Here is a 22,946-nt window from a genome sequence, read left to right as displayed (position 1 = left end):
GCTTCTTTCGGATCCCAATACCCCCGTCACGCCGATAGCAGCTTGGCCATCGCCGGGGCAAAATAGGTAAGGATGCCGTTGCAGCCTGCGCGTTTGAAACACATCAGACTTTCGACCATGGCCTTTTCCCCGTCAATCCAACCGTTTGCCGCTGCGGCTTGGATCATCGCATATTCGCCCGACACCTGATAGGCAAAGGTCGCAACGCCAAAGTTCTCGCGCACAGAACGGATGATATCAAGATAGGGCATCCCCGGCTTCACCATCACCATATCCGCGCCCTCCGACAGGTCGCGCTCGATCAGCCGCAAGGCTTCCTCGGAATTGGCAGGGTCCATCTGGTAGGTCTTCTTGTCGCCCTTCAGCGCCGCCGAAGCCCCGACCGCATCGCGAAACGGCCCGTAGAACGCCGACGCATATTTCGACGAATAGCTCATGATCGACACGTTGATATGGCCCTCGGCCTCCAGCATGGTGCGGATCGCACCGATGCGCCCGTCCATCATATCCGAGGGGCCGATGATATCCGCGCCCGCTTCGGCCTGCGCACGCGCCATTTTCACCAGCGCCGCGACGGTCTCATCGTTCACGATCTCACCCTCGACGACAAAGCCGTCATGGCCGTTGATGTTGTACGGATCGAGCGCAACATCGGTCATCACCGCCATCTCGGGCACTTCGGCCTTGAGCGCGCGAATGGCGCGGTTGGTCAGGTTGTCGGCGTCCCACGCCATGGCACAGTCAAGCGTGCGGTCCTCAGCGCTGGTATAGGGAAAGAGGCAAATCGCAGGCACACCGGCGGCAAAAGCCTCGACCGCGCGGCGCACCAACACATCCACCGTCAGCCGCTCGACACCGGGCATGGAGGCCACGGGGGTGGTTTCGTTCACGCCGTCGCGAATGAACACGGGCCAGATAAGATCAGCCGCCGCCAGATGGTTTTCACGAACGAGTCCGCGCAGGGACTCCATCTTGCGGGTACGACGCAACCGGTGGGCGGGGAAAGCGGCGACAGTGGCACGGCTCATGGGCTGATCCTTGCGGTTTTATTGCAGTTGCATGACGGGTGGCATGGAACATCCGCCCGTTCAAGGGTAGGAATTGCGCAAACGGCGCTTTAGATTGCGCCAAACGACGATGTGTCGCAGCCGGACCCGCACGAACGGCCCGCCGCAAGTCGTTGGCCAAAGACCAGATAACGCAAGATCGGACCCAAACCAGTGGATATCTATCTCAAGATCCTAGAAGTGATCAACATGCGGTCCTTTTCCAATCTGTGGTACTGGATCGCGCTGGCGGTTCTCTGGTCGACCGCGTCGCATTACGTGTTGGGCGTGCCCTTTGACCTGATGACGCGCGCGCGCAAACAGGGCGGCGAAACCATGGTCGACCTTGAAGATCTCGTGCGCATCAACGTCAACAGATTGCTGACGATTTCCGAGGTGTCGGGCCTGATGATTACGGCGGGAACCGCCGCGGCTTTGACGGCTTTGTTTATCACCGGTTTCTTTTACAACTTCGAATTCGGGCAGGCGTTGTTCTTGATGGCTTTCCCGATGACGCTGGTGTTTTGGATGTCGGTTGGCACAGCGCAACGGATCAAACGGGTGGATCAGGGCGGCGATGTGCTGCTCAAACAGTTGACGCGCCACAGATTTCGCACCCAACTGATTGGAATGGCGTCTATTTTTGTCACCGGCATGTGGGGCATGTATCAAAACCTCTTTGTTGGCCCTTGGGGCCACTAGCGACAAAAGACGGGCCCCAAAAGACGGGCCCCAAAAGACGGGCCGCACGCCCTCAAAGGACTATAGATTTGGCTGAGACTGCACATATCCGCGTCGGTGGCGCGCCCGAAGGCTTTGATGCCGCTTTGGTGGCGCGCGAAGTGGCCAAGGCCGCCGGCCCCGTGTTGCATGTGGCACGCGACGACAAACGTCTGGCGGCGATGCGCGCGGCTCTGGCGTTTTTCGCTCCCGATATTCCGGTGGTCGAATTTCCGGCCTGGGACTGCTTGCCCTATGACCGGATTTCGCCCAATGCCGATGTGTCGGCGGCGCGGATGGCCACGCTGGCGGCTCTTGCGCAGGGCGCGTTGCGCGGGAAATTCGTCCTGCTCACCACGCTGTCCGCTGCAACCCAGCGGGTGCCCGCACGCGACATCCTGCGTGAAGCGGCCTTTAGCGCGCAGGTCGGGCGGCGCCTGAACGAACCCGCGCTGCGCGCTTTTCTGGTGCGCATGGGCTTTACCCAGGCGCCCACGGTGATGGAGCCGGGCGACTACGCCGTGCGCGGGGGAATCATCGACATTTTTCCCCCCGGCCAGGACGGGCCGATCCGGCTGGACCTCTTTGGCGATGTGCTTGACGGCGCGCGCCGCTTTGATCCTGCCAGCCAGCGCACGGTGGAAAAGCTTGAGACCATTGAACTTGCGCCGGTGTCCGAGGTCATTCTCGACGAGGCGGCGATCACGCGGTTCCGCCAGAATTACCGCATCGAATTCGGCGCGGCAGGCAATGATGATCCCCTCTATGAGGCGGTGTCGGCGGGGCGCAAACATGCGGGCATCGAACATTGGTTGCCCTTTTTCCACGAGCGTCTGGAAACCCTGTTCGACTATCTGCCTGATGCGGTTATTTCTCTTGATGATCAATCGGATACAGCGCGTATTTCACGTTGGGAAAGCATCGCCGATCAATATGGGACGCGTAAACATGCGCTGAGCCAGAAAAAGAAAATGGATGCGCCCTACAAGCCCTGTCCGCCCGAGTTGATGTATCTTGACGATCTCGCGTGGCGCAATGCGATTTCGGGCCATCGGCTGTTGCATTTCTCGCCGCTCCCCCAGGCCTCCGGGCCTAATGTCATCGATGCCGGCGGGCGGATCGGGCGCAATTTCTCGCCAGAGCGCCAACAGGAATCTGTCAGCCTTTTCGAAGCCTTGGAGAAACATGTTGAGGCGCGGCGCAAGCTGGGGCAGGTGGTCATCGCCTCGTTTTCCGAAGGCGCGCGCGAGCGGCTTGCGGGCTTGCTGGAGGATCAAGGGCTGGTCGGGGCAACCCAGATCGGCGACTGGCGCGATGTGCCCGAGGGCAAGGGCGGCGTCTATCTGGCGGTTTGGGGCCTTGATCAGGGGTTCGAGGCCAAGGATATCACCGTCATTTCCGAGCAGGACGTGCTGGGGGATCGTCTGGTAAGCCGCACAAAACGCAAACGAAAAGTCGAAAACTTTTTGACCGAGGTGCAAAGCCTCAGTCCGGGCGATCTGATCGTTCACGCCGACCACGGTGTGGGGATTTATCGCGGCCTCGAGGTGGTCACCGCACTTGGGGCGGCGCATGAATGCGTGCTGCTGGAATATGCAGGCGGGGACCGGCTTTATCTTCCGGTGGAAAATATCGAGCTGCTCAGCCGGTTCGGCCATGACGAGGGGTTGCTTGACAAACTGGGCGGCGGCGCCTGGCAAGCCAAGAAAGCGCGGCTCAAACAGCGCATCCGCGACATTGCCGACAAGCTGATCCGCATTGCCGCCGAACGCCATCTGCGTCACGGCCAGATCATGGAACCGCCTGCCGACATGTGGGAAGCGTTCTGCGCGCGGTTTCCCTATTCGGAAACCGAGGATCAGTTGAAGGCCATCGAGGATGTGCTCGACGATCTCGAAAGCGGCACGCCGATGGATCGCCTGATCTGCGGGGACGTGGGCTTTGGCAAAACCGAGGTCGCGATGCGGGCAGCCTTTGTGGCGGCGATGGCGGGCGTTCAGGTCGCGGTGATTGCGCCAACCACCTTGCTTGCACGCCAGCACTATAATTCCTTTGCCGAGCGGTTTCGCGGATTTGCGATCAATGTCAGACCGTTGTCGCGCTTTGTTGGCGCGCGCGAGCAGGCTAAGACGCGCGAAGGATTGGCGACGGGCGAAGTTGATATTGTCGTCGGCACCCATGCGTTGCTCGCCAAATCGGTGCGCTTCAAATCCCTCGGCCTGCTCGTGGTGGACGAAGAACAGCGCTTTGGCGTGAACCACAAAGAACGGCTCAAGTCGCTCAAATCCGATATCCATGTGCTGACACTCTCGGCAACGCCCATTCCGCGCACCCTGCAGATGTCGCTGACGGGGGTGCGCGATCTGTCGATCATCGGCACGCCGCCTGTGGATCGTCTGTCGGTGCGCACCTATGTGTCCGAATTCGACACGATCACGCTGCGCGAGGCATTGCTGCGCGAACATTTCCGTGGCGGACAGAGTTTCTTTGTCGTCCCGCGCATCAAGGACATCCCCGAAGTCGAGGAATTCCTGAAAGAACATGTGCCCGAGGTGACCTATGTCATCGGGCACGGCCAGATGGCCGCGGGCGATCTGGACGCGCGGATGAACGCCTTTTACGACGGGAAATACGATGTGCTGGTCGCTACGACGATTGTGGAAAGCGGCATCGACATTCCGACTGCCAACACGATGATCATCCATCACGCCGATATGTTCGGTCTGGCGCAGCTGTATCAAATCCGCGGTCGTGTCGGGCGCTCCAAAACACGGGCCTATGCCTATCTGACGACCAAGCCGCGCGCGCCGCTGACACCGGCGGCGCAAAAGCGTCTGCGGGTGCTGGGCAGTCTCGACACATTGGGGGCGGGCTTTACGCTTGCCTCTCAGGATCTCGATATTCGCGGCGCGGGCAATCTTGTTGGCGAGGAACAGTCCGGTCAGGTCAAGGAAGTGGGTTACGAGCTGTATCAGGCCATGCTGGAAGAGGCGATTGCCAAGATCAAATCGGGCGAGACCGAATCCATCGTGGCGGATGACGACGCCTGGGCACCGCAGATCAACCTCGGGGTTTCTGTTTTGATTCCGGAGGTTTACGTGCCCGACCTCGATGTGCGTCTGGGGCTGTATCGCCGCTTGTCCGCGCTGAAAACCAAGGTCGAGCTGGAAGGCTTCGCGGCTGAATTGATCGACCGGTTTGGCAAGCTTCCCAAAGAGGTGAACACGCTTTTGCTGATCGTGCGGATCAAGGAAATGTGCCGCCGCGCTGGCATTTCACGACTGGATGGCGGGCCAAAGGGGCTGACGATCCAGTTCCACAACGACAAATTTGCCAATCCGGCAGGCTTGGTCAAATTCATTCAGGGCGAAGGCCCGGCGGCCAAAGTATCGGGGACCAAGATCGTCGTGCGCCGCGATTGGGCCAAGGACAGCGACAAGATCAAAGGCGCGTTTTCGGTGGCGCAGGATCTGGCGAAATACGCAAAACCGGGCTGAGGCCCCGCTGAGCTGCGGACATGAAAAAGGGCGCCTCTCGGGGCGCCCTTTTGAGTGTTCGGGGACGGGATTATTCGGCGGGCTGAACCTGCGCGCCCGTTTCCAGCGCGCGGGTTTTGCTCATCAGGAGCCACGCCAGACCCGAGCAGCAGAAGGTGCCCAAAACCAGCGGCACATAGCTGCCATTAAACGCGAGGCCGATGGGCGCTGCGACCAGCACCGCACCAACGGTCGACAAGGCGCCAATCACCGACGACCCCAGACCCGCCATGTGCCCCAAGGGTTCCAAAGCCAGCGCGTTGAGGTTGCCAAAGGTGATGCCGACCATGAAATAGACCGTCACGGACCACGCAAAATACAGCGGGAAATCAAGCGCTTGGGGAATCAACCCCGTGGAGATAACCGCCAGATAAGCGCAGGAAATAAAGGTCTGGCCGATATAGGCCGCGATGGCGAGGCGGCGCATCCCGATCTTGTTCACCAGTGTCGCGTTCACGATCGTCCCTGTGCCTGCCAGCAGCGCCATGCCCGCAAACCAGAACGGAAAGCTCGCCGCTTTGTCAAAGACCTGATCGTAGATTTGCTGGGTCGAGGACAGCATGGCAAACATCTGGCCAAAGCCCAGGATCAGCACGCCCAGGATCAACATGACCATTTTGTTGGACAGGACTTCACGCACCCCCGATTTCAGCAAGCGTGCCGAAATGGCGCGCCGTTCGGTCGGGTCCAGCGTTTCAGGTTGGCGCAGATTGAGCCACAGAGCGGCGAAAACACCCAGCACAGCATAGGAAACGAACACGCCGCGCCAGCTGGAAAAGGCGACAATGCCCGTCCCGATGGCCGGGGCCAAGGCCGGAATCATGATGAAAATCATCATGAAGAAAGAGGTGATCCGCGCCATTTCGCGGCCCTTGTAGAGGTCACGCACCATGGCAAGCGCAACAATACGCGGGCTGGCAGCCCCAAGACCTTGCAGCGCGCGCGCCACCAGAAGTCCCTCAAGGGAAGTCGCGCGGGCGGCCAGCACGGCGCCGACGATATAGATCGCGATACCGGCGGTGATGGTCATTTTGCGCCCGACAGCGTCGGAAATCGGGCCAACGACAAAGGTACCCACGCCCATGCCAGCCATGAAGGCGGTCAGCACGAGTTGGGCTTTGTTGATGTTATCGGGGGTCAACTCGTCGGCAATCGCCGGAAGCGAGGGCAGCATGGAGTCGATGGAAAAGGCGACCATGGCGAAAAGAAACGCCAGCATCACCACGAATTCGAGGTCGGATAAACGACGGGGCATAAGGGAGGCTCCGAGAATGGGACCTGATCGGCAGGTCTGACAGAATAACGAGCAAGTCAGCGTGGCGGCGGGAGGAGGAGGAGGACGGGAGAACCGGATCGCCAAACTGTGTGCCAATAGCACATACCTGCGGTTGTCAGAGGCTACCCTCTAGACCACGCTCTGACTAGCCCCGCGCAACGCTTTGGGGACAATTTTTCTGCGCCTGAGCGCAAAGGCGTCCTGCACAAATGCGCAAGTCGGCGCCGCCTGCGCGCAACCTGCGTTTCATGCACCCCCACCGTCGAGGCTGTCTGCCGTGTTTTGCGAAGGGCTTATCGGTTCTGGCGTTACGCGCTTGAGCGTTACGCGCTTTCCTGGGCCTTCAATTCCGCGATCACCCGTTCCCACAGCGCCGTTGGCTGCGCGCCCGGAACGGCATGGGCGTTGGCGATGACATAGGTCGGCACGGAGGTCACGCCATGCTCGCGGGCATAGGTTTCGCGGGCGGCGATCTCGTCGATATCGGCATCCGAGGCGAGCAGGCGGCGCACAAGTGCTGCGTCCATGTCCAGCCCATCGGCCAGATCAGCGAGAACCTCGGCATCACCGATGTCGCGCCCCTCCAGCCAATATGCGCTGAACAACGCCGAAACCATCGCCGCCTGACGCCCCTCGATGCCCGCCCAATGGATCAGCCGATGGGAGTCGCGCGAATTTGGGCTGTGGGTCAGTTTTTCGAAATCCACCTCCAGACCCGCCTCGGCAAACAGCGCGGCGAGATCGACATGGGCGGCAACGGCTTTGTCTTTGGAGCCAAAGATCGCCTCAAGATATGTGGCGCGCGCAATGCCCGCCTGCGGCATGTCGGGCGCAATCTGGAACGGATGCCATTCAATGGTGAACGGGTGATCGGGCTGCGCGGCCAGAGCGGCGTCGAGGCGGGCTTTGCCAAGAAAGCACCAGGGGCAGACGGGATCGGAGAAGATGTCGAGTTTGACCATGAAGGACTCTTTGATGAGGGTTCGCTCCGCGCCGCAGGGATGGCGCGGCGGCGGATGTTGCCCAAAGCCTAGCAGCTTGGCCGGCGAAATCGAACCCGCAATCGCCGCCCGGCGCAGGCAGGCCCGATCACGGCTCTGCCGCTGCGCCTCTGACCCTGTCCCAACGCTGTACCGTGCCAACGGCCTGACTGTGCGATTCGGGCAGGGAGTTCGGAACAAAATTCCGCCCCCTCACAATTTTCCGAAATCCGCATGTTCTCCTTGCCCTATATGTTGTGTTTGCGGGGTTTGCAAACTTTGCAAACCCGACTCTGTTTTTGATTTGTTCGCCCTGCGTTCCGTTGGAATTGCCGAAATCCGCGCAAGGGCTTGCGCCAAATATGTCAGCTCTCGAAGCCGTGACCGGCGCAGGGAATCGTGGTTAAAGTACTGACATCAAACAAATTGTTACACGGTGACCCTCATGGCGTTCTATTCTGATACGAGTTTTTCGACCTACCAGGGTCGGGCGAAACGCACCCTTGGCGACTCCAAGGCGCGCGATGGCGCATCTTTGGCAACACGGCTGACCAGCGAAGAGCTTCAACGCCCGGTCCCACGCAAATCCATGCGCTTGCCGATTGTCACTTTGGTGCTTGGGTCGATCGCAGCACTCGCCATCGTTGCAGGGGCGCTGAACCACTTGCCGACCGGCTCGGTTGTTTCCGAGCTTGAGAATATCGAAATTACCCTTGGACGTCTTCCTCAGTAACGGGACGAGGCACCCGAACCCGCCGACAAATGAGCGGGAAACAGAGGTGTGACACCAAGGCATACGGGCGGACTATCGAGCAGTTGATACCCCCCAAAGTGAGGCCCTGCGAAAGATGCGACAACAGCATCCGCAGGGCCTTTTTCGTGTTGGCACTCGTCTTTTCGCGATCATTGGGACATAGTTCGGCATCACGATGGAGGCCGACATGGGCGAGACATATCTTCTCAAAGCTGCCGAGATTGGCGCGCAGGCGGGAACGGATAAAACCCATTTTCTCAACACCAATGCGCAGCGGCGCAATCTGTCGCTGGGGGATCTGACGGGGCTGACGGGGATCGGGGTGCATTTGATCGAGGTCGCCCCGGGCTGCGAGACCACCGAACACCACGTTCATTTCTACGAGGATGAAGCGGTCTATGTGCTGTCAGGCACGGCCACCGCACGCATCGGCGCGCAGAACCACGCCATCGCGGCGGGCGATTTCATCGGCTATCGCAAAGGGGGGCTGGCGCATTCGATCCAGAACACCGGAGACGAGGTGCTGCGCTGTCTGGTGGTCGGCGAGCGCGCAGCCCATGATGTGGCGGATTACCCCGATCAGGGCAAGCGCATCTACCGCAACGCCGGCCAGCCCTGGGACCTTGTCGCGCAGGGCGACATCACGCAGCTGGGCGGCGCGGTCGGCAAGAAATAGCGCGCCCCTAAAAAAGGCCCGGTTAAAAAAGGCCCGGTTAAAAACGGTCGGGTTAAAAACGGTCTGGCTAGAACACGGTCTGGCTAGAACACGGTTTGGGCGGCCATATTGGCCACGCCCGTCGTTGCCTTGACGCCCGTGCCGACGGTTTTCACCGCCACGCCGCAAGACGACAGCACAAAGGCGGCAAGCACGAGACTTGCCGCCAATTTCGTTGATGCACCCAAATCACTCATCCGGTCACTCATCCGTTTTAGAACCAACTCTGCACGGTGCGCGCACCGCCCGAGACATCTTCGCCCACGCCCGCAACGGTGTTGCAAGCAGCGGTCAGAGAGGCCAGCGCCAAAAGAGTTGTCAGTGTCAGAACGCGGGTCATTTTTCGCTCCACCAGGTTTCGGTTTGCCACATAATCCAGTCGCCATAGATCGGCACTGTGTCGGGATAGTGCAATGCGCTGTCATGCGCAATCCAGCTGACGTTCCACTGGTAAATCGGGATGGCATACCGCCCCGTTGTCAGCACCCGGTCCAGCGCCTTGGTCGCCGCGACGAAATCCTCGTTGGACTGTGCGGAGACCAGCGTGTCGATCAGACCGTCGATGGCCGGGCTTTTGGCCCCCATCAGGTTGCGCGATCCTTCGCTATCTGCGGCAGCCGATCCCCAATATTGCATCTGCTCCGTGCCCGGCGACAGCGACAGGCCGCGGCGGATGTCGGTCAGACCGAAATCAAACGCCGCCAACCGTTCCTCGTATTGCGCGGGATCGACGGTCGTCACTTTGGGGGTGATGCCCGCTTGGGCAAGTTGCTCGACGTAGAGGTCGATGATCGACCCGTTCTCGCCATCGCCGCTTTTGAGCAGGATCTCGAAGGTGAAAGGGGCGCCATCCGCACCCGTCATCACCCCGTTTTCCACCGTATAGCCGGCCTCCTCGAACAGCTTCAGCGCCGCGCGCAGATTGCTGCGGTTGGACTGGCTGCCATCGGAAGCGGGCAGGGCGTAACCTTCGAGCGCGCCGGGCAGCAAGTCATCGCGATAGGGGGTCAAAAGGTCCAGAACGCGCCCCTGCGCGGGGCCATCCGACATCGCCAGCGGCGAATTGGAAAAATACGAGGTGATGCGCGGCTGTTTGGAGCCGTTTTTGACCTCGTTGATATATTCGAAATTGAACAGGTTGATCAGCGCCTGACGGACGCGCCAATCCGCAAGCTGGGGTTTGCGGGTGTTGAACACAAAGCCTGTCATGCCCGAGGGGCGTTGATGGGCGATTTCATCCTTGATCACCGCGCCATTGGTAACGGCGGGATAATCATATTGCTGTTCCCATGTCTGGGCGTTGAATTCGCGGTGGGAATTCAGCTCGCCCGCCTTGAAAGCTTCGATCACCAGCGAGGAATCGGCAAAGAATTCCCAGCGGATCTCGTCAAAATTGTCGAGCCCCTGCATCACGGGCAGATCACGGCCCCAGTAGTCGGGATTGCGTTTGAGCGACACGTAAGAGCCCGCTTTGAAATCGTCGATGACATAGGGGGCCGAGGTCAGCGGAATATTGTCAAAGCCGCTTTCGCTAAAGGCCTCTTCCTTGCCCTCCCACTGTGCTTTGGACAGAATCGGGCGCAATCCGGCCAAAAGCGCCAATTCGCGGTTGTCGGTGTTAAAGGTGAATTTGACCTTGTTCTCGCCAGTCTGTTCGACCGAGGCAACCGCGTCATAAAAAGAGCGGTAGCGCCCCGAACCCACGGTGCCGAGCAATTCATGCGAAAAGATCACATCCGCTACGCTCAGCGGGCTGCCATCGGAAAACGCGGCTTCGGGGCGCAGGGTGAATTCCACCCACTCGCGATTCGGTCCGGTTTCCACCGCCGAGGCCAAAAGCCCGTATTCGGTGAAGGGTTCATCCCAGTTCCGGTACATCAGGCTTTCGGCCATCATAAAGCGCAACTGCCACGGCGCGGAGCCTTTGGTAATGAAGGGATTGAGGCTGTCGAAACTGCCGCCTTCGCCGGTAATCAAGGCACCGCCCTTGGGCGCATCGGCATTCACATAGGGCAGGGAGGTAAAGTCCGCCGCAAGCGCCGGATCGCCATACATAGCGATGCCATGGGACGGTTCGGCCCAAAGCGGCGTCGCGAGCAGACTTGTGGTGAGCGTCAGAATCGCGGCTGCGCGCAGCCCCGTCACGCGGCGCATAATTGGTGTCGTCATTTCGAGAACAATGCCTCCTGTCCCGTAGTGTTTGTGGCGAGACTAGAGGGGCCTGCCAGCCTTTTCAAACTTTTAGCTTGGAGTGGGGCGCACAACGGCGTATAAAGACCTCACTGCTCGATAGGTTTCTTGCCTGTATGAAACCTGCCTCAATAACTTAACGCCAGCTTCGTGCTGGCGTTTTTTTTTGGCCAAACTGCGGTTGGGGTGGGCCGATGCTCCTTATTTTGCAAGGTGATGTGGCGCGTGACGCCGCGGGGGCGCGGGCCGATGCGCGCCTTACGGGCGGCAAATTGCCCTCTAATTTTGCCTGAGTCGCGCCCCGCTGTCAGAACAGGTGCCGATTCCGTGATGTCGGGTGCAAACATATGCCGCAAGAAAATCCTACCCTTTGCAGCCGCAGCATCTACATTGACAGTCAACGGATCTGCTACAGGACGACACTCGGTTGGCTTGGGCGCGACAGATTGCACGTGAAATTTGGAGACATCATATGCCCCTCGAAGGTAAACTCGCCGTCATCACCGGTTCCAACTCCGGCATCGGCCTTGGTATTGCGCAGGAAATGGCAAAACAGGGCTGCAACATTGTCCTCAATTCCTTTACCGACTCCAAAGAAGACCACGATCTTGCGGACAAGCTGGCCAAGGAATTCGCCGTTCACGTCACCTACATCAAGGCCGATATGTCCAAGGGCGACGAATGCCGCATGCTGATCGAACAGGCGGGCGACATCGACATTCTGATCAATAACGCAGGCATCCAGCACGTCGCCCCGATCGACGAATTTCCCGAAGACAAATGGAACGCGATCATCGCCATCAATCTCAGTTCGGCGTTTCACACCACGGCCGCCGCGCTGCCCGTGATGCGCAAACGCGGCTGGGGGCGGGTGATCAACATCGCCTCGGCCCACGGCCTGCGCGCCTCGCCCTATAAAGTCGCCTATGTCGCCGCCAAGCACGGCATTCTGGGCATGACAAAAGTCGCCGCGCTGGAAACGGCCAAGGACAATATCACCGTGAATGCCATCTGCCCGGGCTATGTGCTGACCCCGCTCGTCGAGGCGCAAATCCCCGACACGATGAAAGAATACGGCATGTCGCGCGAGGAGGTCATCGAAAAGGTGATCCTTGCCAAAGCCCCGACCAAGGAATTTGCCACCACCGCACAGATCGGCGGCACCGTCGCTTATCTGGCGTCGAACTATGCCGCGCAGGTGACCGGCACCTCGATTTCCGTGGATGGCGGCTGGACAGCGCAATAATGGATCGCCCCCTGACGCCCACGGGGGGCGCGGCCCCCCCAAAGCCCGCAAAGCGACGGGCGAAACCGGCGGTGAAATCCATCAATCTTGCGCTGCAGGGCGGCGGGGCGCATGGCGCCTATACCTGGGGCGTTCTGGATCGGCTTTTGGACGAGGAGCGCGTGGAAATCGCCGCGATTTCAGGTACATCTGCGGGTGCGCTCAACGGGTTTGCCTTGAAAATGGGACTGGCGCAAAGCCGCGATCACGCCCGCGAAAACCTCAACTGGCTCTGGCGCCAGATGGGCGCGATCACCGATATGCGCATGGCCAACTGGCTGACCCATTTCGGCCCGGCAACCGCGCAGGTCGCGCGCGCTGTCGAACTCGCCTTTGCCCAGCCGCTGATGGAAATGATGAGCAACGCCGTCAGCCCCTATGCCTATGGCCCGTTTTACGAAAACCCGCTTGAACGCATCGTGCGCAAGTTCGATTTCTCGCAAGTGGGCGACTGCGGCGGGCCGCGGTTGATGATTTCGGCCACGAATGTGCGCACGGGAAAAATCCGCGTGTTCGAGGACGCCGAAATCACCGATGATGTCGTTCTGGCCTCGGCCTGTTTGCCCACGGTCTTTCAGGGGGTGAAGATCACCGACCCCAAAACCGGCGTTGAGGATGTGTTTTGGGATGGCGGCTTTACGGGCAATCCCGCGCTGTTTCCGCTCTATGCGACCGATTTGCCCGAAGACATTCTGATCGTGAATATCAACCCGCTCGAACGCAAGGAAATGCCGCTCTCACCGATGGAAATTGCCAATCGGGTCAACGAGATATCCTTTAACTCTTCTTTGTTGCGCGAATTGCGCGCTGCCGAATTCGTGCAGCGCCTGATTGCCCAGGGGCGGATGCCCGAAGGCGCGATGAAGAATGTCCATGTGCATATGGTGTCGGATGACCGGCTGATGAACGAATTGTCGGCCACCACCAAACTGATCCCGACACCGATCCTGCTCAGCCGCCTGTTCGACGCCGGTCGCGTCGCCGCGGACCGGTTTCTGGAGGATCATTTCGACGACCTCAACGAGCGCGGGACAATCGATCTCAAAGAAATGTTTTCATGATTTAACAATGCCTTAAGCGGAAATTTTAAAGTGCAGACTGCCCCGAAGCACTGGACAGGGCGCCGCTTTCGACTGCCAGTTTTGCGTCTTTCCCATTCGGGTAAACAAGCCCTGCCGAAATCACCAGTTTGGCTGCATCCTCGATGCTCATATCGAGGATAATGATGTCGCTCAGCGGGAAAAACAGCAAAAATCCCGAGGTCGGGTTGGGCGTGGTCGGGACAAAGACCGACATCACCGGCTCGTCACCGGGGGTTGCTTGGGCCACTTCGCCACGGGCCTGAGTGGAAATAAAGCCGATGGCCCAGATGCCGCGGCGCGGATATTCCACAAGGCAGGCCTTGTCAAAGGAGGTTTCCGATTGGGCGAAAACCGTTTCTGCAATTTGTTTCAAACCGTTATAGATCGATCTTACGATGGGCGTGCGATCCACGAGCCGCTCGGCCCAGCGGATGAAACTGCGCCCGATCAGCCCCTTGGCAAGCCAGCCAACGATCACCGTGAAGACCAGGAAAATGATCACCCCAACGCCGCGCAGGTTCACCGTCAACTTGTCGGCAGGGTCGGTATATCCCAGGAAACGGTTCAAGACCTCCGTCGGATGATAGGTTTGGGGCACAAAGGTCAGCACCCAACCATCCACCCATCCGATCACGGTCCAGATGACATAGGCCGTCAGGCCGATGGGGGCGACGACCACTAGGCCGGTCAGAAAGGCGGCCCGCAGGCTCGACCCCAATGTGCGGCGGTGCTTGGGGTCTTGCGGGGTCTCGTCAAAAGGTTTGCTCATCTGGCGGGATCTATCGCTTTGTAAAAATCGGGGAGGCGTGGCGAAAACTCACGCTAATCTAAGCGCCGCACCTTCGCGCCACAAGGCAGAGCGCGCCGAAAATCGAACGCGCAGCGCGGTTTGTCGCAGGCGCGCAAGGCGCGCAGCCTCATCCTTTGGCAAAAGCGATGGCAATCGCGCAGGCAAGCCGCGCATTGTTGAGCACCAGCGCAATATTGGCGATCAGCGAACGCCCCTCGGTCAGGCGGAACATCGCGTCGAGCAGGAAGGGCGTGACCTCTTTGGCGCCAATGCCCTTGGCCGTCGCCTCGGCCAGCGCCGCCTCGATCACCGGATCAATTTCGGCGCGCGCAATTTCCGCCTCACGCGGGATCGGATTGGTGATCAACTGCCCGCCTTTAAGGCCCATTGCTTGCCGTATCTGCGCCGCTTGCGCAATCAAAGCAGGGTCATCCAGACGCAGGGGCGTGGCAATACCGCTGTCGCGCGACCAAAAGGCGGGCAGGGCGTCCTGCCCGACCGTGATCACCGGAACGCCATGCGTTTCAAGCACTTCCAGTGTCTTTGGGATGTCGAGGATCGCTTTGGGACCAGCGGCGACAACCGTCACCGGGGTCTGCGCAAGTTCCAGCAGATCGGCTGAAATATCAAAGGTTTCCGACGCGCCCCGATGCACCCCGCCGATACCCCCCGTGGCAAAGACCTTGATCCCGGCCAGATGCGCGCAGATCATCGTTGCCGCCACAGTGGTCGCACCGTTCCCTTTGCGCGCGATGCAGACCGGCAGGTCCGCGCGGCTGAGTTTGGCAACATCCTTGGCCTGAGCCAGCGCCTCCAGCTGGTCAGAGGTCAGCCCGACATGCACCGTTCCGCCCAAAATGGCGATGGTGGCCGGAGTCGCGCCATGCGCGCGCACCTCGGATTCGACCCGCCGCGCGGTTTCAAGGTTTTGCGGATAGGGCATGCCGTGGGTGATGATCGTGCTTTCCAAGGCCACCACGGGTTGGCCCGCGCTTAGCGCTTGCGCAACATCGGGCGACAGGATCAGGGGCAAATCGGGCAAAGTCATAGAGGCGTTTCTCCGGAAACATAGGCAGCCGCTGCGGTGAGGGCTGCGGATAGGGCGATATCGGGGGCGGCGGCGTTGCGTTCAGCGGCAATATGGGCCGCCATGAAGGTGTCGCCTGCGCCGGTGACGCGGGCCACCAGTACCGGGGGCGGTGTTTGAACAAGGCAGAGGTCGGCTGTCGCGAAGGCCGCGGCCTTGCCGCCATCCGTCACCAGAGCGCGCGTCGCGCCCCGCTCGACCATGGCGCGGGCCGCCGTTTGCGCGCTGTCGAAACCGCTGTGGCACAGCAGACCGGCCTCCTCGAGGTTGACGTAGAACGTCGTCCCCGCGTGACCAAAAAAGGGCGCAAGCCGCTCTGCTTTGCCGGGGCTTGCCGGCGCCACCCGCAGGTCGGCGCGCGCAAAGATGGCGCTTTTGGCAATGCGGCGCAGCAGATCGAGCGTGAGGTTCCCGTCCAGAGCGATCGTCCCCCCAAAGGGCGCTTGGACAGTGCCCAAGGGGCCATGCTCCAGGGCGCGCAGGATCTTGTCGCCCGCCTGCTCGAGCGAATGCGCATCGGCGATTGCGGCGATCAGCCCGTTTGCGCCCTCGATCGCCATATAGCTGTCGGTGGGCAGATCCTCGGAGCGGTAAAGATGCGCCACCCCCAGACCGCGCGCGCGCGCCTGCGCCAAAAGGCCGTCGCCCGCAGCGTCGCGCCCCACGGCGCTCAGCAATTCGCAAGGCACATCAAAGCGCGCCAGAGCCATCGCGATATTCATCGCGACACCGCCCGGCACACGGGTAATGCGCCCCGGAACGTCGGACCCTTGCCGCATCGCAGAGGAGGAGCGGCCGATGATGTCCCACAAAACCGAGCCAATGCACAGAACGGGCAGCTTTTCGAGAGAATGTGTCATCCGGCCTTTTTGACCGTTTGGACAAGTTCTCGCAAGGCGGTTTCAACACCGCCCGGTGTTTTGCCAGACCCGAGCTCGCAGAGCTGCCGCCAAAACGGGCATCTGTCGTCGTCGCGCAAGGAGGATCTGTGGGGCGGCGAAATCCCCCAAGGGGCGGCGCGATGCAAACCGCGGCGATAAGGCTTGCACGGGGGATGGTTCCGGTCTATACGCGCGGCACTTCACAGGCGAGGCTCGGGCCCTCGGGGGAGATATCCTCGAACGGTCCACCGGTTGGGACCCCGATTTTTCGGGATCATCCCTCAAGGTCTCGCTCAGGCGCAAACCGGAAAAGGAACATTATTATGGCGCTTCCCGATTTCAACATCCGTCAGCTTCTCGAAGCAGGCGTTCACTTTGGTCACCAGACGCAGCGCTGGAACCCGCGGATGCAAGAATACATCTACGGCGACCGCAACGGTATCCACATTTTCGACCTGACCCAGACCGTTCCCATGCTGGAACAGGCGCTGCAGGTTGTGCGTGACACCGCTGCAAAAGGTGGCCGCATTCTGTTCGTGGGCACCAAACGTCAGGCCGCTGGCGCGATTGCCGAAGCTGCCGAGAAATCCGCACAATACTACATGAACCACCGCTGGCTCGGCGGCACGCTGACCAACTGGAAAACCGTGTCCCAATCCATCGCCCGTCTCAAAATGATCGACGAGCGTCTGGCAAACGGTGCAGAGGGCCTCACCAAGAAAGAGCGCCTGAACATGGAACGCGACCAAGCCAAGCTGAACGCTTCGCTCGGCGGCATTCGTGAAATGGGCGGCGTGCCCGACCTGTTGTTCGTCATCGACGTCAACAAGGAAGACCTCGCCATCCTCGAAGCTCAAAAACTCGGCATTCCCGTTGTGGCGATCGTTGACTCCAACTGCTCGCCCAAAGGCATCGACTACGTGATCCCCGGCAACGATGACGCAGCGCGCGCAATCGCTCTGTACACCGATCTCGTCGCACGTGCAGCACTGGACGGCATGACCGCTTCCATGGGCGCAGCCGGTGTTGACCTCGGTGCACTCGAAGACGCACCCGTCGAAGAAGCTGTTGAAGCCTAAGCGATTTTCGGAGCCTGCAGCTTTTGCGCAGGCTCCGGTTTCCTTGCGGCGCCGCGCGACATCGCGGGCGTCTTTTCTTTGTCATGTGGATTTTACGAGGGCAGGGTAGTCCCGCTCTAAACCCCATAAGACACCACCAGATACCCACCAGATTTTGAGGAGAGCCGACATGGCAATTACTGCAGCTCAGGTGAAAGAATTGCGCGAAACCACTGGCGCAGGCATGATGGACGCGAAAAAAGCGCTGACCGAAAACGACGGCGATTTTGACGCCGCGATCGATTGGCTGCGCACCAAAGGCCTCGCGAAAGCCGCGAAAAAATCCGGTCGCACCGCAGCAGAAGGCCTTGTGGCCGTCGCTGTGAACGGCGGCACCGGTGTCGCTGTTGAAGTGAACTCCGAAACCGACTTTGTTGCGAAAAACGCCGAGTTCCAGAAACTCGTCGCCAGCATCGCTGACGTTGCCCTGACGACCGACAGCGTAGAAGCGCTTGTCGCAGCCGACCTTGACGGCAAATCCGTGGGCGACACCGTGACCGCGAAAATCGCGACCATCGGTGAAAACCTCGGCGTGCGCCGCATGTCCAAAGTCGAAGGCGTCTCCGTCGTGTCCTATGTGCACAACGCAGCAGCACCCGGCATGGGCAAAATCGGTGTTCTCGTGGCGCTTTCGGGCGAAAACGAAGCTTTCGGCAAGCAGGTTGCGATGCACATCGCCGCTGCAAACCCCGCCTCGCTGAGCGAAGCTGATCTTGATCCGGCTGTTGTCGAGAAAGAAAAGCAGGTGCAGATGGACATCGCGCGCGAGTCCGGCAAGCCCGAAAACATCATCGAAAACATGATCAAAGGCCGCATGAACAAATGGATCGCTGAATCCACGCTTCTGGGTCAGGCGTTTGTCGTGAACCCCGATCTCACGGTTGAAGCCGCTGCAAAAGAAGCCGGCGTTGAAGTGACCGGTTTCGTGCGTCTCGAAGTCGGCGAGGGCATCGAAAAAGAAGCCGAAGATTTCGCGGCTGAAGTTGCGAAAACGCTCAAAGGCTAACGCCGCGAGCACGCGCTTTGTTTGGGAAATGGCTGACCTTCGGGTTGGCCATTTTTCGTTTGAACGGTTGGTTTTAGGATCTTGCGGCGCGGCCGTGGTCATGAAAATGCGGTGCAACTCGGGGAAGCTGCACCGCACATTGCGCAAACGACGCACGCGGGATGACACTGCGCGCCGAAGTTGGTGGGTCGGGCAGGGGCCGCAAAATACCGACCCCCAGCCCGAATTCCGGTCCCCCGGAGACCTTCCTTAAACGGCCTGAAGACTGCCGCTGCCGGTCGGTTCGTTGTTCCATAGCAAAAGCTACCACTCACGGAACATCGACACTATGTCCGTTAACGTAACGTAAAGAAAGTCATGTATTCCATACCTGACCAAACGGTCAGCATTTATAAATGATAAAATTCAATGACTTGCGACAAAATCTTGAAACAACAACGCCCTAGGCCTCGATGACGAAAATCTGATTCTGAAAGGAAGCCTTTAGAACAGCTTGCGCGGTGGTCTCTGCGTTCAGGGCTTCGCGGGCAAGGCGCAGGTGTTTTTCAACCGTGGCCGACGTCAGCCCCATGATTTCGGCAATATCGGCCGTGGTTTTGCCGTCGCCAACCCATTCGAGCGCCTCGCGCTGGCGTTTGGTCAGCGATTTGCGCGTTGCGGCATAGGGCAGGGAATTCACGCGCAGGTGGAACATGTTGTTCATCGCTTCGATCTTGCGCCCTTCAACCGCCCAAAGCGCATCGACCTGCGATTGGGGTGTATCGACGGGCGCCGTCAGGGCGATAGCACCTTTGATCCGCGTCGAAGTGTCGGCAAAACTTACGGAAAAGCCTGAAACGACACCGAAGGAGCGGTTCATCTCCACGACTTTCAACTCGCTCGGACTGAGAATATGAGCGTTGCTTTGCATCCAGCTCCAGGAACATGCGCCGGTATTTTCGGCAGCCCAACGCACCATAGGCGCATGGAAATACATCCCGTCGTCGAAAAAGCGTTTGGCATAGGCGGGATCATGGTTCGTCAGAATGACGATATCATCATGCGCGCCAAAGGAGTTGGGCGTGCGAAACCGCGTGTAGCCGTAGAGCAAGCGGTCAAATCCGAAACTTCCCATCGCACTGACATGCGTGTCCCAAAGTTCTTCGATCGTCCGTGCATCCATGATGCGCTCGAGATAATCCAGAAGGTCTACCACGTTCTCCACCGCTTTCGTTGCCAGCCCGTTGCGCGCGCGCGAAAAACTTGGCGTGAAGAGCGCGCGGCTGTCCGCCAAGCTGACACAAATCTATACAAAGATATATCCGTTTTGCGACGCAAATCAGCGCAAGAGGATGAATCCTTTGAATTTCGCCTGCGCGTCCTCTCATTTATTATCATAATACTGATTATAAGAAGTACGGATTGACCTGCGAGACGGTCGAGCTTTCCCCTGCGACGCTGCGATAATTAAGGACAGACCGGTGATCGCGCCCTTTGTCGGTAAAAATCTCGCGAAGTCTCAAGAGAGCTGCAACCTTTTGCTCTCCGATGCGTTATGTATGCGTGATGACCAAAGATGACAGGATATTTCCGATGATTTCTCGACGCATGCTTCTTGCCTCCGGTGCCGCAGCCGCGCTGCCTTTGCCCGCTCTGGCTCAACGTGCGCCGCAAACCTATGAGATCCCGTCGCGCTTCATGCCGACTGTGGTCGATATCCAACCGGGTTTCATCGAAGGCGAAATTCACGTAAACCCCGCACGTCATTACCTTTTCCTGATCCTCGAGAACCAGAAAGCCCTGCGCTACGGCGTGGCTGTCGGCTCTGAGGGTCGCAATTTTTCTGGCAGTGCAACAATCAAGCGCAAGGTCGAATGGCCCAGCTGGACCCCGACCAAAAACATGATTGCCCGCGAACCTGACGTGTACGAACAGTTTGCAGGCGGCGTGCCCGGCGGTCCTGATAACCCTCTTGGGGCGCGCGCGCTGTATCTGTATCGCAACGGGCGCGACACGATGTATCGCATCCACGGAACACCGCAGCCCTGGACCATCGGCACCTCCGTGTCGTCGGGCTGTGTGCGGATGATCAACGAGCATGTCGAAGACCTTTACGAACGCGTCCCGCTGGGAACGCGCGTCACGGTGCACAACACCACCGCCTGAGTTCGAAACGGCATCACCTTCACACCACAAGACACGAGAAAGGCAGGGAAATCCCCTGCCCTTTCTTTTTTCAAACATGCGCCACCTAATCCAGGGCCCATCTAACCCAAGGCCCATTTAACCCAAAGCATAGCCCGCGCCGCGCACGGTGCGCAGCGGATCGCCGCCGCCGAACTGGCAGAGCGCTTTGCGCAAGCGACCGATATGCACGTCAACGGTGCGCGTATCGACATAGATATCGCGGCCCCAGACACGATCCAGAAGTTGTTCGCGCGACCACACCCTTCCGGGCTTTTCCATGAACGTCGTCAAAAGGCGAAACTCGGTCGGGCCAAGCTTTAGCTGCTCGCCCGAGCGAAACACCTTGTGGGTTTCCGCATCCAGCGTGATGTCGTCAAAGGCCAGGGTTTCGCCCACCGATGCCGGACGCACACGGCGCAACTGCGTGCGCACGCGGGCCATCAACTCGACCACGGAATAGGGTTTCACGACGTAATCATCCGCGCCGGTTTCCAACCCCCGCACGCGGTCCACCTCTTCGGAGCGCGCCGACAGCATGATAATCGGCACATTGCGGGTTTCGCTGCGCAGTTTTAGGCGGCGGCAGACCTCGATCCCGCTCACGCCGGGCAGCATCCAGTCCAGCACGATGATATCGGGCGTTTCCTCGTCCACCAACATCAGTGCCTCGTCGCCGTTTTCAGCGGTGGTCACCCCAAAGCCCTCAGCGGAGAGGTTGTAAGAAAGCACCTCTCGCTGGGCGGGCTCGTCCTCGACCAACAGCACACGCGGTTGAACATTCGCCATTAGCTCAGGCCCATATCCGATGTCGAGGTCAGGTCACCCTTGGGGCGGCTTTCATCCGGCAGGCTGCCGGTCACAAGGTAGATCACCTGCTCTGCGATAGAGGTGGCGTGATCGCCCATCCGTTCGATATTTTTGGCAATGAAATGCAGGTGCATACAGGCGGTGATGTGGCGCGGATCTTCCATCATATGGGTCAGGAATTCACGAAACAGCGCATTGTACATCTGGTCAACGTCAAGATCGCGGTGGCGCACTTCTTCGGCCAGCGTCACGTCGCGCTGGATATAGGCATCGAGCGAAATCTTGAGCATCTGCTCGACTTCGCGCGCCATGCGGCGGATGGATTTCGCCGTGCCGCCGATCGGGTCCATTTGCGACAGGATCGCGGTGCGCTTGGCCAGATTTTTCGAGTAATCGCCGCAGCGCTCGAGGTTGCCTGCGATTTTCATCACCGTCAGAACCGTGCGCAGGTCAGAGGCCGCCGGTGCGCGGATCGCGATAACGCGCGCGGCTTCGACGTTGATCTGCTCTTCGAGCGCATCGACAGCCTTGTCGGCAGCGCGCACTTGCGCGGCGAGTTCGACATCGCGATCCTCAAGGGCGCGCGCGGCATCGGAGATATTATGTTCGACCAGCCCGCCCATTTTGACAACAAGCGCCTGAATGGCTTCAAGATCGCGGTCAAAAGCGGAAGCGATGTGAGTTTCGGAATTCATCTGTCTGCTCTCCTCAGCCAATCCGGCCGGTAATGTAGGATTCAGTCCGCGGATCGGTCGGGTTGGTGAAAATCGTGCCTGTCTCGCCGTATTCGACGAGGTTGCCGAGGTGGAAAAACGCCGTGCGTTGCGACACGCGCGCCGCTTGCTGCATCGAGTGGGTCACGATGACCACCGAGTAGTTGGCGCGCAGCTCGTCGATCAGCTCCTCGACCTGTGCGGTCGCGATCGGGTCGAGTGCGGAACAGGGTTCGTCCATCAACAGCACTTCGGGTTCGGTCGCAACGGCGCGCGCGATGCAAAGACGCTGCTGTTGCCCGCCCGACAGGCCGGTGCCCGGCGCATGCAGACGGTCCTTGACCTCGTTCCAGATCGCCCCGCGCCGCAGGGATTTTTCAACGATCTCGTCCAGATCGGCTTTGTTTTTCGCCAGACCGTGGATGCGCGGACCATAGGCGATGTTGTCATAGATCGATTTGGGAAAAGGGTTGGGTTTCTGGAACACCATGCCCACCTTGGCGCGCAGTTGCACCGGATCGACCCGTTTGTCGTAAATGTTTTCACCATCGAGCTGGATCGAGCCTTCCACGCGGCAGATGTCGATGGTGTCGTTCATCCGGTTCAGGCACCGCAGGAAGGTGGATTTGCCACAGCCGGACGGTCCGATAAAGGCGGTGACGGTTTTGTCTTTGATCTCGACGTCAACGTCCTTGATGGCGTGGGTGTCGCCGTAAAACACCTGCACGCCCTTGGCGGAGATTTTCACGTCCTGCATATCAACGTCCTGTTTTGTAAGTCGCATATCGTTCATT

General features: G+C 59.6%; 22 protein-coding genes. 9 read left to right on the top strand and 13 right to left on the bottom strand.

Annotation, left to right across the window (positions count from 1 at the left end; translation table 11 throughout):
* Positions 1-26: 26 nt before the first annotated feature.
* On the bottom strand, positions 27-1,028 hold the full coding sequence (gene hemB, locus AQS8620_RS07725; RefSeq protein WP_085836281.1) for a porphobilinogen synthase: 1,002 nt from the start codon (positions 1,026-1,028) through the stop codon (positions 27-29).
* 192 nt (positions 1,029-1,220) lie between these two features.
* Here hemB and AQS8620_RS07720 point away from each other — a divergent pair, with 192 nt between their 5' ends.
* Both AQS8620_RS07720 and mfd read left to right on the top strand, forming a co-directional pair.
* Positions 1,221-1,748 (top strand): component of SufBCD complex, encoded by a 528-nt coding sequence (locus tag AQS8620_RS07720; protein ID WP_085836280.1) that lies wholly within the window; start codon positions 1,221-1,223, stop codon positions 1,746-1,748.
* A 68-nt stretch (positions 1,749-1,816) separates the two neighbouring features.
* Positions 1,817-5,263, top strand: a complete 3,447-nt coding sequence (mfd, locus tag AQS8620_RS07715) for a transcription-repair coupling factor (protein ID WP_085836279.1) — start codon at positions 1,817-1,819, stop codon at positions 5,261-5,263.
* Between the two features lie 70 nt (positions 5,264-5,333).
* Here mfd and AQS8620_RS07710 read toward each other — a convergent pair whose 3' ends face one another.
* Positions 5,334-6,557, bottom strand: coding sequence for a multidrug effflux MFS transporter (locus tag AQS8620_RS07710; protein WP_234990415.1), 1,224 nt, complete (start codon positions 6,555-6,557; stop codon positions 5,334-5,336).
* Between the two features lie 344 nt (positions 6,558-6,901).
* Complete coding sequence (locus AQS8620_RS07705) at positions 6,902-7,540, bottom strand: DsbA family oxidoreductase (protein WP_085836278.1); 639 nt, start codon at positions 7,538-7,540, stop codon at positions 6,902-6,904.
* Positions 7,541-8,003: 463 nt separating this feature from the next.
* On the opposite strand from AQS8620_RS07705, the gene AQS8620_RS07700 reads away from it, so the two are divergent.
* Together AQS8620_RS07700 and AQS8620_RS07695 are read left to right on the top strand one after the other, a co-directional pair.
* Positions 8,004-8,291 (top strand): hypothetical protein, encoded by a 288-nt coding sequence (locus AQS8620_RS07700; protein ID WP_085836277.1) that lies wholly within the window; start codon positions 8,004-8,006, stop codon positions 8,289-8,291.
* A gap of 208 nt (positions 8,292-8,499) precedes the next feature.
* Positions 8,500-8,988: a cupin domain-containing protein gene (locus tag AQS8620_RS07695; RefSeq protein WP_234990414.1), complete on the top strand. Its 489-nt coding sequence runs from the start codon at positions 8,500-8,502 to the stop codon at positions 8,986-8,988.
* An 83-nt stretch (positions 8,989-9,071) separates the two neighbouring features.
* Here the strand turns inward: AQS8620_RS07695 and AQS8620_RS17050 are convergent, their stop codons facing one another.
* From AQS8620_RS17050 to AQS8620_RS07685, 3 genes are read right to left on the bottom strand one after another with little or no spacing between them, the layout of a single operon-like run.
* Positions 9,072-9,224 (bottom strand): hypothetical protein, encoded by a 153-nt coding sequence (locus AQS8620_RS17050; protein WP_159453216.1) that lies wholly within the window; start codon positions 9,222-9,224, stop codon positions 9,072-9,074.
* Positions 9,225-9,241: 17 nt separating this feature from the next.
* Positions 9,242-9,367 carry an entericidin EcnA/B family protein gene (locus AQS8620_RS07690; RefSeq protein ID WP_085836275.1) on the bottom strand — a complete coding sequence of 42 codons (126 nt, stop codon included), beginning with the start codon at positions 9,365-9,367 and terminating at the stop codon, positions 9,242-9,244.
* Positions 9,364-11,196 (bottom strand): extracellular solute-binding protein, encoded by a 1,833-nt coding sequence (locus AQS8620_RS07685; protein ID WP_085836274.1) that lies wholly within the window; start codon positions 11,194-11,196, stop codon positions 9,364-9,366. Before AQS8620_RS07685 ends, AQS8620_RS07690 begins: the two co-directional genes overlap by 4 nt.
* A 493-nt stretch (positions 11,197-11,689) precedes the next feature.
* On the opposite strand from AQS8620_RS07685, the gene AQS8620_RS07680 reads away from it, so the two are divergent.
* Together AQS8620_RS07680 and AQS8620_RS07675 are read left to right on the top strand one after the other, a co-directional pair.
* A complete protein-coding gene (locus AQS8620_RS07680; protein WP_085836273.1) occupies positions 11,690-12,463 on the top strand; it encodes a 3-hydroxybutyrate dehydrogenase in 774 nt (257 codons plus the stop codon).
* Positions 12,463-13,563 (top strand): patatin-like phospholipase family protein, encoded by a 1,101-nt coding sequence (locus AQS8620_RS07675; RefSeq protein WP_085836272.1) that lies wholly within the window; start codon positions 12,463-12,465, stop codon positions 13,561-13,563. Before AQS8620_RS07680 ends, AQS8620_RS07675 begins: the two co-directional genes overlap by 1 nt.
* Positions 13,564-13,588: 25 nt before the next feature.
* Here the strand turns inward: AQS8620_RS07675 and AQS8620_RS07670 are convergent, their stop codons facing one another.
* The 3 genes from AQS8620_RS07670 to AQS8620_RS07660 all read right to left on the bottom strand — a co-directional run bounded on the left by AQS8620_RS07670 (position 13,589) and on the right by AQS8620_RS07660 (position 16,321).
* The gene (locus tag AQS8620_RS07670) at positions 13,589-14,353 is read right to left on the bottom strand and encodes a DUF502 domain-containing protein (protein WP_085836271.1); all 765 of its coding nucleotides are present in this window, start codon (positions 14,351-14,353) and stop codon (positions 13,589-13,591) included.
* Positions 14,354-14,501: 148 nt separating this feature from the next.
* A complete protein-coding gene (locus tag AQS8620_RS07665; RefSeq protein ID WP_143267472.1) occupies positions 14,502-15,422 on the bottom strand; it encodes a pseudouridine-5'-phosphate glycosidase in 921 nt (306 codons plus the stop codon).
* A complete protein-coding gene (locus tag AQS8620_RS07660; RefSeq protein WP_085836270.1) occupies positions 15,419-16,321 on the bottom strand; it encodes a PfkB family carbohydrate kinase in 903 nt (300 codons plus the stop codon). Before AQS8620_RS07660 ends, AQS8620_RS07665 begins: the two co-directional genes overlap by 4 nt.
* Before the next feature lie 344 nt (positions 16,322-16,665).
* Between AQS8620_RS07660 and rpsB the strand changes: the two genes are divergently transcribed.
* Together rpsB and tsf are read left to right on the top strand one after the other, a co-directional pair.
* The gene (rpsB, locus tag AQS8620_RS07655; protein ID WP_085836269.1) at positions 16,666-17,421 is read left to right on the top strand and encodes a 30S ribosomal protein S2; all 756 of its coding nucleotides are present in this window, start codon (positions 16,666-16,668) and stop codon (positions 17,419-17,421) included.
* Positions 17,422-17,590: 169 nt separating this feature from the next.
* Entirely contained in the window at positions 17,591-18,466 is an 876-nt protein-coding gene (gene tsf / locus AQS8620_RS07650) for a translation elongation factor Ts (RefSeq protein ID WP_085836268.1), read from the top strand.
* Between the two features lie 442 nt (positions 18,467-18,908).
* Here tsf and AQS8620_RS07645 read toward each other — a convergent pair whose 3' ends face one another.
* Entirely contained in the window at positions 18,909-19,739 is an 831-nt protein-coding gene (locus AQS8620_RS07645) for a helix-turn-helix transcriptional regulator (RefSeq protein ID WP_306345903.1), read from the bottom strand.
* Between the two features lie 299 nt (positions 19,740-20,038).
* On the opposite strand from AQS8620_RS07645, the gene AQS8620_RS07640 reads away from it, so the two are divergent.
* Positions 20,039-20,611: a L,D-transpeptidase gene (locus AQS8620_RS07640; protein ID WP_085836413.1), complete on the top strand. Its 573-nt coding sequence runs from the start codon at positions 20,039-20,041 to the stop codon at positions 20,609-20,611.
* A 117-nt stretch (positions 20,612-20,728) separates the two neighbouring features.
* On the opposite strand, the gene phoB is transcribed toward AQS8620_RS07640, so the two are convergent.
* Genes phoB through pstB form a run of 3 tightly spaced genes read right to left on the bottom strand, consistent with a single transcriptional unit; the run spans position 20,729 to position 22,945 of the window.
* Positions 20,729-21,418 (bottom strand): phosphate regulon transcriptional regulator PhoB, encoded by a 690-nt coding sequence (gene phoB, locus AQS8620_RS07635; RefSeq protein ID WP_085836267.1) that lies wholly within the window; start codon positions 21,416-21,418, stop codon positions 20,729-20,731.
* Entirely contained in the window at positions 21,418-22,134 is a 717-nt protein-coding gene (phoU, locus tag AQS8620_RS07630; protein WP_085836266.1) for a phosphate signaling complex protein PhoU, read from the bottom strand. Before phoU ends, phoB begins: the two co-directional genes overlap by 1 nt.
* 13 nt (positions 22,135-22,147) lie before the next feature.
* Complete coding sequence (pstB, locus tag AQS8620_RS07625) at positions 22,148-22,945, bottom strand: phosphate ABC transporter ATP-binding protein PstB (protein ID WP_085836265.1); 798 nt, start codon at positions 22,943-22,945, stop codon at positions 22,148-22,150.
* Position 22,946: the final 1 nt, after the last annotated feature.

This window comes from Aquimixticola soesokkakensis, from assembly GCF_900172375.1.
Taxonomy (GTDB): domain Bacteria; phylum Pseudomonadota; class Alphaproteobacteria; order Rhodobacterales; family Rhodobacteraceae; genus Aquimixticola; species Aquimixticola soesokkakensis.
This window is presented reverse-complemented; position numbering and strand designations above follow the sequence as displayed.

What these genes read in the sequence shown, in the direction of transcription:
- AQS8620_RS07670 (WP_085836271.1), bottom strand. Translation starts at nt 14,353, where the DNA reads ATGAGCAAACCTTTTGACGAGACCCCGCAAGACCCCAAGCACCGCCGC.
- AQS8620_RS07685 (WP_085836274.1), bottom strand. Translation starts at nt 11,196, where the DNA reads ATGACGACACCAATTATGCGCCGCGTGACGGGGCTGCGCGCAGCCGCG.
- phoU (WP_085836266.1), bottom strand. Translation starts at nt 22,134, where the DNA reads ATGAATTCCGAAACTCACATCGCTTCCGCTTTTGACCGCGATCTTGAA.
- AQS8620_RS07680 (WP_085836273.1), top strand. Translation starts at nt 11,690, where the DNA reads ATGCCCCTCGAAGGTAAACTCGCCGTCATCACCGGTTCCAACTCCGGC.
- tsf (WP_085836268.1), top strand. Translation starts at nt 17,591, where the DNA reads ATGGCAATTACTGCAGCTCAGGTGAAAGAATTGCGCGAAACCACTGGC.
- AQS8620_RS07665 (WP_143267472.1), bottom strand. Translation starts at nt 15,422, where the DNA reads ATGACTTTGCCCGATTTGCCCCTGATCCTGTCGCCCGATGTTGCGCAA.
- hemB (WP_085836281.1), bottom strand. Translation starts at nt 1,028, where the DNA reads ATGAGCCGTGCCACTGTCGCCGCTTTCCCCGCCCACCGGTTGCGTCGT.
- pstB (WP_085836265.1), bottom strand. Translation starts at nt 22,945, where the DNA reads ATGAACGATATGCGACTTACAAAACAGGACGTTGATATGCAGGACGTG.
- AQS8620_RS07660 (WP_085836270.1), bottom strand. Translation starts at nt 16,321, where the DNA reads ATGACACATTCTCTCGAAAAGCTGCCCGTTCTGTGCATTGGCTCGGTT.
- AQS8620_RS07695 (WP_234990414.1), top strand. Translation starts at nt 8,500, where the DNA reads ATGGGCGAGACATATCTTCTCAAAGCTGCCGAGATTGGCGCGCAGGCG.
- AQS8620_RS07690 (WP_085836275.1), bottom strand. Translation starts at nt 9,367, where the DNA reads ATGACCCGCGTTCTGACACTGACAACTCTTTTGGCGCTGGCCTCTCTG.
- AQS8620_RS07700 (WP_085836277.1), top strand. Translation starts at nt 8,004, where the DNA reads ATGGCGTTCTATTCTGATACGAGTTTTTCGACCTACCAGGGTCGGGCG.
- AQS8620_RS07705 (WP_085836278.1), bottom strand. Translation starts at nt 7,540, where the DNA reads ATGGTCAAACTCGACATCTTCTCCGATCCCGTCTGCCCCTGGTGCTTT.
- AQS8620_RS07640 (WP_085836413.1), top strand. Translation starts at nt 20,039, where the DNA reads ATGATTTCTCGACGCATGCTTCTTGCCTCCGGTGCCGCAGCCGCGCTG.
- rpsB (WP_085836269.1), top strand. Translation starts at nt 16,666, where the DNA reads ATGGCGCTTCCCGATTTCAACATCCGTCAGCTTCTCGAAGCAGGCGTT.
- phoB (WP_085836267.1), bottom strand. Translation starts at nt 21,418, where the DNA reads ATGGCGAATGTTCAACCGCGTGTGCTGTTGGTCGAGGACGAGCCCGCC.
- AQS8620_RS17050 (WP_159453216.1), bottom strand. Translation starts at nt 9,224, where the DNA reads ATGAGTGATTTGGGTGCATCAACGAAATTGGCGGCAAGTCTCGTGCTT.
- AQS8620_RS07675 (WP_085836272.1), top strand. Translation starts at nt 12,463, where the DNA reads ATGGATCGCCCCCTGACGCCCACGGGGGGCGCGGCCCCCCCAAAGCCC.
- AQS8620_RS07710 (WP_234990415.1), bottom strand. Translation starts at nt 6,557, where the DNA reads ATGCCCCGTCGTTTATCCGACCTCGAATTCGTGGTGATGCTGGCGTTT.